This is a genomic window from Rhizobium sp. 01L410, from assembly GCF_056400165.1.
Genome location: NZ_JBFTST010000019.1, coordinates 56,572 through 62,959 on the forward strand (window position 1 = coordinate 56,572; position 6,388 = coordinate 62,959).

8 protein-coding genes are annotated in these 6,388 nt (G+C 63.0%); 7 read left to right on the plus strand and 1 reads right to left on the minus strand.

Annotated features, from left to right (window positions below; all coding sequences use genetic code 11):
* Positions 1-140 precede the first annotated feature (140 nt).
* The 7 genes from AC1DV9_RS28205 to AC1DV9_RS28235 all read left to right on the plus strand — a co-directional run bounded on the left by AC1DV9_RS28205 (position 141) and on the right by AC1DV9_RS28235 (position 4,746).
* Positions 141-560: a Na+/H+ antiporter subunit B gene (locus AC1DV9_RS28205; RefSeq protein ID WP_477951104.1), complete on the plus strand. Its 420-nt coding sequence runs from the start codon at positions 141-143 to the stop codon at positions 558-560.
* A complete protein-coding gene (locus tag AC1DV9_RS28210) occupies positions 560-937 on the plus strand; it encodes a Na+/H+ antiporter subunit C (RefSeq protein WP_477951106.1) in 378 nt (125 codons plus the stop codon). Before AC1DV9_RS28205 ends, AC1DV9_RS28210 begins: the two co-directional genes overlap by 1 nt.
* Positions 938-1,149: 212 nt before the next feature.
* Complete coding sequence (locus AC1DV9_RS28215; protein ID WP_477951108.1) at positions 1,150-2,703, plus strand: Na+/H+ antiporter subunit D; 1,554 nt, start codon at positions 1,150-1,152, stop codon at positions 2,701-2,703.
* Positions 2,700-3,173 (plus strand): Na+/H+ antiporter subunit E, encoded by a 474-nt coding sequence (locus AC1DV9_RS28220; protein WP_477939622.1) that lies wholly within the window; start codon positions 2,700-2,702, stop codon positions 3,171-3,173. Before AC1DV9_RS28215 ends, AC1DV9_RS28220 begins: the two co-directional genes overlap by 4 nt.
* A complete protein-coding gene (locus AC1DV9_RS28225) occupies positions 3,170-3,547 on the plus strand; it encodes a cation:proton antiporter (protein WP_112389882.1) in 378 nt (125 codons plus the stop codon). Before AC1DV9_RS28220 ends, AC1DV9_RS28225 begins: the two co-directional genes overlap by 4 nt.
* Positions 3,544-3,876, plus strand: a complete 333-nt coding sequence (mnhG, locus tag AC1DV9_RS28230) for a monovalent cation/H(+) antiporter subunit G (protein ID WP_477951110.1) — start codon at positions 3,544-3,546, stop codon at positions 3,874-3,876. The genes AC1DV9_RS28225 and mnhG overlap by 4 nt, the downstream gene beginning before the upstream one ends.
* 438 nt (positions 3,877-4,314) lie before the next feature.
* Positions 4,315-4,746, plus strand: coding sequence for a Ros/MucR family transcriptional regulator (locus AC1DV9_RS28235; protein WP_112389884.1), 432 nt, complete (start codon positions 4,315-4,317; stop codon positions 4,744-4,746).
* 57 nt (positions 4,747-4,803) lie between these two features.
* Here AC1DV9_RS28235 and AC1DV9_RS28240 read toward each other — a convergent pair whose 3' ends face one another.
* A complete protein-coding gene (locus AC1DV9_RS28240) occupies positions 4,804-6,009 on the minus strand; it encodes an MFS transporter (protein ID WP_477951111.1) in 1,206 nt (401 codons plus the stop codon).
* Positions 6,010-6,388 lie beyond the last annotated feature (379 nt).

The following is a 6,388-nucleotide window of genomic DNA, read 5'->3' on the forward strand; positions in this document are numbered from 1 at the left end:
GGGCTACACGGTAAGGCCGTGCCCAGCTTCATCAATCGCTTCGAGCCCGCGGCCCCCTCATCCCCGGCGCAACAAGTTGCGCCTGACCTGCCGGGCACCTTCTCCCCGCGGGGGAGAAGGGAAGGCGAGGGCACCCACCCATGAACACCCTGATCTTCCGCACCATCGCCCCCTTCCTCACGGCCCTGATGCTGCTCTTTTCCGTCTTCATCCTGCTGCGCGGCCACAACGAGCCCGGCGGCGGCTTCATCGGCGGGTTGATCGCGGCTTCCGCGCTGGCGATCTATGGCATCGCCAATGGCGTGCCGGCCGTGCGCCGCGCCATCCGTATCCACCCGCTGGCAATCGCCGGTGCCGGGCTGCTGATGTCCACGGCCGCCGGGCTGATATCCATCGCCGCCGACGTCCCCTTCATGACCGGGCTCTGGATCTATCCAACCATCCTCGGTCTGGAAGTGCCGCTCTCCTCGGTCATGCTCTTCGATATCGGCGTCTATTTCGTCGTGCTCGGTGCCATCACCGCCATTGCTCTGGCGCTGGAAGAAAGGGAGGACGACTGATGGAGCCGCTTGTCGCCATCCTTTCAGGCCTGTTCTTCTCGGCCGCCATCTATCTGATGCTGTCGAAATTTTCGATCCGCATCATGCTCGGCATCGCCATCCTCGGAAATGCCGTCAACCTTTTGCTGTTCACCGCCGGCCGCCTGACCCGCGAGGTGCCGCCGATCATCGCCGCCGGTCTCGACACCCTTCCTGCGGGCGCCGCCAACCCGCTGCCGCAGGCCCTCATCCTGACGGCGATCGTCATCTCGTTCTCCTTCCTCGCTTTCCTGCTGGTACTGACCTACCGCGCCTACCAGGACACCGGCACCGACAATACCGACGAGATGCGGCTGGCCGAGCCGCGCGACGAGCCGGTTCCGCCGGTGGGGTATTGAGGATGGAGAGCGTTCTGCGCGTGGTTACCCCCCTCTGCCCTGCCGGGCATCTCCCCCTCAAGGGGGGAGATCGACCAGTGGTTCGCTTCTCGCCAATCATCAAAGGTGGAGCGGGCGGGTGCGCCCAGCCAATCTCCCCACCTGTGGGGGAGATGCCCGGCAGGGCAGAGGGGGGTAACCCACCCTCGACATCCAAGGGAGCCACTACCTAGATGGCCACCCCCACCACCGCGCTCGACCTCTCCACCGCCATGCTCACCGCCCCCGTTCCGGCGGCCCATTGGCTGGTCATTCTCCCGGTCGCGCTCTGCATCGTCCTCGGCGCCCTGCTACTTACGTTACGGTCCCGCATCCATCTCCATGCCCCGATCGCCATCGCCGGCCTGACGGCTCTCGTCGTCATCAATGCACTGCTCCTGCAGAAGGTCATCGCCGAAGGCCCGGTCACGATGGTCATGGGCCGCTGGCTGCCGCCGTTCGGCATTGCCTTCACCGCCGATCTCTTCGGCGTGCTGATGGCGCTGGCGGGGGCGATCGCGGCGCTGGCGGCAAGTCTCTATGCGCTGTCCGATACCGATGCCGGGCATCGCCGCTTCGGCTTCTTCCCGCTGCTGCTTCTGCTCATGGCAGGCGTCAGCGGCGCCTTCCTGACCGGCGACGTCTTCAATCTCTACGTCTGGTTCGAGGTGCTGCTGATCTCCTCCTTCGGCCTGCTGATCCTGGGTTCCGAGCCCAGGCAGATCGACGGAGCGATGAAATATGCGGTGCTGAACCTGATCGCCACCACGCTGTTCCTCGTGGCCGTCGGCTATCTCTATGCCATCTTCGGCACGCTCAACATGGCCGATATCGCCGAAAAGGCCGCCGGCCTGCGCGACGGCGCGCCGCTGATGACGCTGGCAGCTCTTTTCCTGTTCGCCTTCGCCATGAAGGCCGCCGCCTTTCCGGTCAATTTCTGGCTGCCCGCCTCCTATCACACGCCGCGAACCGTCGTGTCGGCGCTGTTTGCCGGACTGCTCACCAAGGTCGGCATCTACGCGCTGATCCGCGTGATGATCATGCTGATGCCGGTCGAGCGCGAGGAGCTCAGCCTGTTGATCGCCATTCTCGGTGCCGCCACCGTCCTGTCGGGTACGCTCGGGGCGCTGGCCGAGAGCGATATCCGCCGCGTGCTGGGCTATACCGTCATCTCCGGCATCGGCAGCATGCTGATCGGCATCTCGATCGGCACGCCGGGTGGCGTCAGCGGCGCGATCTTCTATGCGCTGCAGTCGATCGTGCTGATGACCGCGCTCTATCTGGCAGCCGGTATTGCCGGGCGCCTCGGTGGCAGCTTCTCGCTGGTGTCGCTTGGCGGCCTCTACCGCGCAAACGGCTGGTTTGCAGCCGTCTCGCTGATGCTGTTCTTCGCCGCATCCGGCCTGCCGCCCTTTTCCGGCTTCTGGCCGAAGCTGATGCTGGTCAAGGCCTCGCTCGATGTCGCAGCTTGGTGGTTGGCGGCAGCCTTGCTGACCGGCGGCTTCCTGTCGACGATCTGCTTCGGCCGCCTCTTCCTGCTCGCCTACTGGCGTCCGGCAGCGGCTCCGCTTGCACCAGTGGCGGTCGGCTGGACCGCCGCCGCGCCGCTGATTGCACTGACGGCGCTCGTCACGCTCTTCGGCGTGCTGCCGGAGCAGCTGCTGTCGCTGACGCAGCAGGCCGCCGAAAACCTTGCCGATCCGACCGCCTATATCCATTCGGTCTTCCCGGAGGCTCGCACACCATGATCGCCTTCGTCTTCAACCTGCTGCTCGCCATTGCCTGGGCCGCCGTATCGGGCAGCGCTTCGCTGCACAATCTGCTGCTCGGCTTCGTGCTCGGCGCTGCCGTTCTCGCGGTTGTCCGCGAACCCTTCGGCGGCAGCGGCTATCTGCGCCGCTTCCGGCTGGTTCTGTCGCTGGCTCTGCTCTTCCTGCGGGAGCTCGCACTGTCCGCCTCGGCGGTGGCGCTGACGGTGCTGCGGCCGAAGATGCGGATACAGCCCGGTATCTTCGCCTTTCCGCTGACCGTCGATCGCGATTTCGAGATCACCCTGCTCGCCAACCTGATCACGCTGACGCCCGGCACGCTGTCGGTCGATGTCAGCGACGACCGCAAGACGCTCTATGTCCATGCGCTCGACTGTTCCGATCCGAAGGCGGCCCGCAAGGCGATTGCCGAAGGCTTCGAGCGCAAGATCATGGAGGCCTTCCGGTGATCGAGCCCGCCGTCATCATCCAGCTTGCGGCCGATGCGGCACTGGCCGTGCTTGGTCTGTCGTTGCTGCTCACCGCCTGGCGCATCGCCGCCGGGCCGACCTTGCCCGACAGGATCGCCGGTCTCGACATGCTGACCGGCATCGCCATAGGCTTCATCGCCGTGGTCGCGGTCAAGACCGGTTTCGCGCTCTACATCGACATCGCCGTCTCGCTCGGCCTCGTCGGCTTCCTGGCGACCGTCGCGTTTGCCCGCTTCGTGCTGTCGCGGGGAATGCCGGCCGTCCAACCGGAGCCGGACGCGGCTCCGAAACAGGGCAAGGCCGCAAAGGCGAAGACAAAAGTGAAAGCCGCCAAACCGGGGAGGGCGCGGTGATGGATTATGCCGTCGCAGTCATCGTTGCCGTCCTGATGCTGGCAGGCGCATTCTTCACGCTGGCTGCGGCCATCGGCGTGCTGCGGCTGCCTGATGTCTATTGCCGAATGCATGCCGCCTCCAAGGCCGGCACGGTCGGTGCCAGTCTCCTGCTGCTCGCTGCCGGGGTCCGTTCCGGGGATTTATCAATTTTTACGCGAGCTGTGGCCGGGATAGCCTTTCTGCTTCTGACCGCTCCGGTTGCTGCGCATCTGCTTGCAAGGGCCGCACATGCCACCGGACATGCTTTGTCGGTATTTTCCGTACGTGACGATATGCGCAAACGATGAGAGTATAAAATACAGGGCTTTAAGCAATTTTACGCAAATTTTGTCTCTGCTTATGGACTAAAGTCGGATGCTTGCTTGCAAAATCTTAATGTCGGACAATTTTTTACGTAGAGATCACGCAAATAAGAATTGGACTTTCGGTCAAACGATGCTAATTGAATTGCAAGTAGAGTTCTGATTTCGAATTAGAATCGTTTCGCTTTTTCCATCCTTAACGTTGATATCCAATGTCTAATTAAGGCTGCGGTCGAAGAGTGCGACGGTATGATTCGGATTCAGGCAGTATTGGGACAGATTTCGGCGGCAAGAATCTAGGGGTGGATTCGCGTTTTAGGACATGCTGCTGTAAGCTGGACTTCTACTGTTAGCCTCTACGAAGGCGATCTTGTGCTTTTTGGCACAAAGATCATCCACGCATGCGAACAGGAGATATAAAATATGACGGATACCGCGACCGGCACTGGGCCGGAATTGCTGGTAGAGCTGACGGCCGACATCGTGGCGGCCTATGTCAGCAATCATGTAGTCCCGGTCACCGACTTGGCCAATCTGATTTCCGACGTGCATTCCGCCCTCAGCAACACGTCCGTACCACAGCCCGCCGCAGCGATCGTAGAAAAGCAGAAGCCTGCTGTTTCTGTCCGCAAGTCCGTTCAGGACGAGCAGATCACCTGCCTGGAATGCGGTGGCAACTTCAAGTCCCTGAAGCGCCACCTGATGACCCATCACAGTCTCTCGCCGGAAGAATACCGCGAAAAGTGGGATCTTCCCGCCGACTACCCGATGGTCGCCCCTGCCTATGCCGAAGCGCGCTCGCGCCTCGCCAAGGAAATGGGTCTCGGCCAGCGCCGCAAGCGCGGCCGCGGCTGAAAAGCGCGCAGTCGATGTCAAGAGCCGGGCTTTGCGCCCGGCTTTTTTGTTTTGCGGCTATGACGGGACGGCGGCGCTCTCATCGGCCGGGCGGCGGCCGCGCAGCAGAAGCAGCATGGCGATGGCGCAAAGCGAGCAGAACAGGCACAAGGTCAGCACCGCGCCATTGCCATAGGTGGTCATCAGCCAGATCAGCAGCGGCGGCGAGGCGGCCGAGATCCAGTTGAGCGGCAGAGCGATCCGCGACAGGGCGCGCGCAAATTCAGCCTTGTCGTAGAAGGTGAGCGGAATGGTCGATCGCGCCACCGCCAGTGCGCCGCTGCTTGTGCCGTAGAGCACCAGGAAAACCCCGACGGCAACGGGCGAGCCCTGAACGGCGAGCAGGATCAGGAGCGACAGGCAAAGCATTCCGGAGGCACCGGCGCCGATCGTCACGCCGTCCCATTCGGTCTTGCCGATCAGGTTCACGCCGCGCGCGGCGATCTGGATAATGCCGAGCGTCGAGCCGAAAGCCAGCGCCTGCGACGGGCTGAGACCTTCGCCTTTCAGGAGTTCGATCAGCACCGAACTGAAGCCATAGGTGATGAAGGCATTGAAGACGATTGCCGCGACGATCAGGTAGAAGGTCCGGTCATAGGCGCGCGCCGCGACCGGCGCGGGAGCCGCCGCAGAAGAGGCGGCCTCGTTGCGCCTGCGCGGCAGCCCGAAGCCATAGAGCGGCAGGCAGACCAAGGCCATGACCAGCGCATAGACCTGGCACGCGCCCCGCCACCCGCCATGCGCCGCCAGAAACGAGGTGAGTGGCCAGAAGATCGTGCTCGACAGGCCTGTCACCAGCATCAGCGTCGCGATTGCCCGCGCCGCCCTGCGTCCGGCGATCTCGTTGAGCAGGATATGCGCCGGCATGGTGAGACTGGCGCTGCCCGCCGCCCCGATGAGAAGCCATCCGAGAAAATAGGTGACGGGCGAATGCGCCAGCGACACCAGCATGAGCCCCACAGCCGAAACCGCCGTCCCGGCCATCATCACCACCCGCGCCCCAAGGCTGGCAAAGAACCGCGACAGCAGCGGCGAACAGGCTCCCATCATCACGTAAAAGGTTGTGGTTCCGGCAAACACCGCCGGCATGCCGATCTGCAGATCCGCCGCCACATCCCGCCCGACCACCGCCGGAAAGCCGACGGCACCCCAGCCGATCAGTTGGGCGATCGACAGGACGATGAGGGGAAGGAGGATTTTCGTCTCTGGTTCTGTTCTGGTCATCAAATGCGGTCCGATTTGCAATTGCAAATCATTAGCAAGTGAACTCTATCAGTTTGATGACAGGGGGTGGTGGGGCGAGGGGGCGGGTTGGCGTCGTGGGTGGGAGAGGAGAGGATTGCGGTCGCAGGCGGAGGAATCTACCCGGGCTTTATTTGTCATCGAGCTGAAATCGTTGCGTTTGCGCTGAGCGCTCCGCTTTGTAAGCACCTCACCCGGAGCCCCCTCATCCTCCCTTCGGGCACCTTTGTAACTTCCCTTTATCCGCTATCGAGGCTGTAATGCCTATCGCGGTGGCGGATGGAAGACCGATGCACCTTTGGGACACCAAGCCCGTGGGAGAGCCTGGGTCTCCGTCCGCCGTTCCATTGGACCCGAACAG

What these genes read in the sequence shown, in the direction of transcription:
- AC1DV9_RS28205 (WP_477951104.1), top strand. Translation starts at nt 141, where the DNA reads ATGAACACCCTGATCTTCCGCACCATCGCCCCCTTCCTCACGGCCCTG.
- AC1DV9_RS28210 (WP_477951106.1), top strand. Translation starts at nt 560, where the DNA reads ATGGAGCCGCTTGTCGCCATCCTTTCAGGCCTGTTCTTCTCGGCCGCC.
- AC1DV9_RS28215 (WP_477951108.1), top strand. Translation starts at nt 1,150, where the DNA reads ATGGCCACCCCCACCACCGCGCTCGACCTCTCCACCGCCATGCTCACC.
- AC1DV9_RS28220 (WP_477939622.1), top strand. Translation starts at nt 2,700, where the DNA reads ATGATCGCCTTCGTCTTCAACCTGCTGCTCGCCATTGCCTGGGCCGCC.
- AC1DV9_RS28235 (WP_112389884.1), top strand. Translation starts at nt 4,315, where the DNA reads ATGACGGATACCGCGACCGGCACTGGGCCGGAATTGCTGGTAGAGCTG.
- AC1DV9_RS28240 (WP_477951111.1), bottom strand. Translation starts at nt 6,009, where the DNA reads ATGACCAGAACAGAACCAGAGACGAAAATCCTCCTTCCCCTCATCGTC.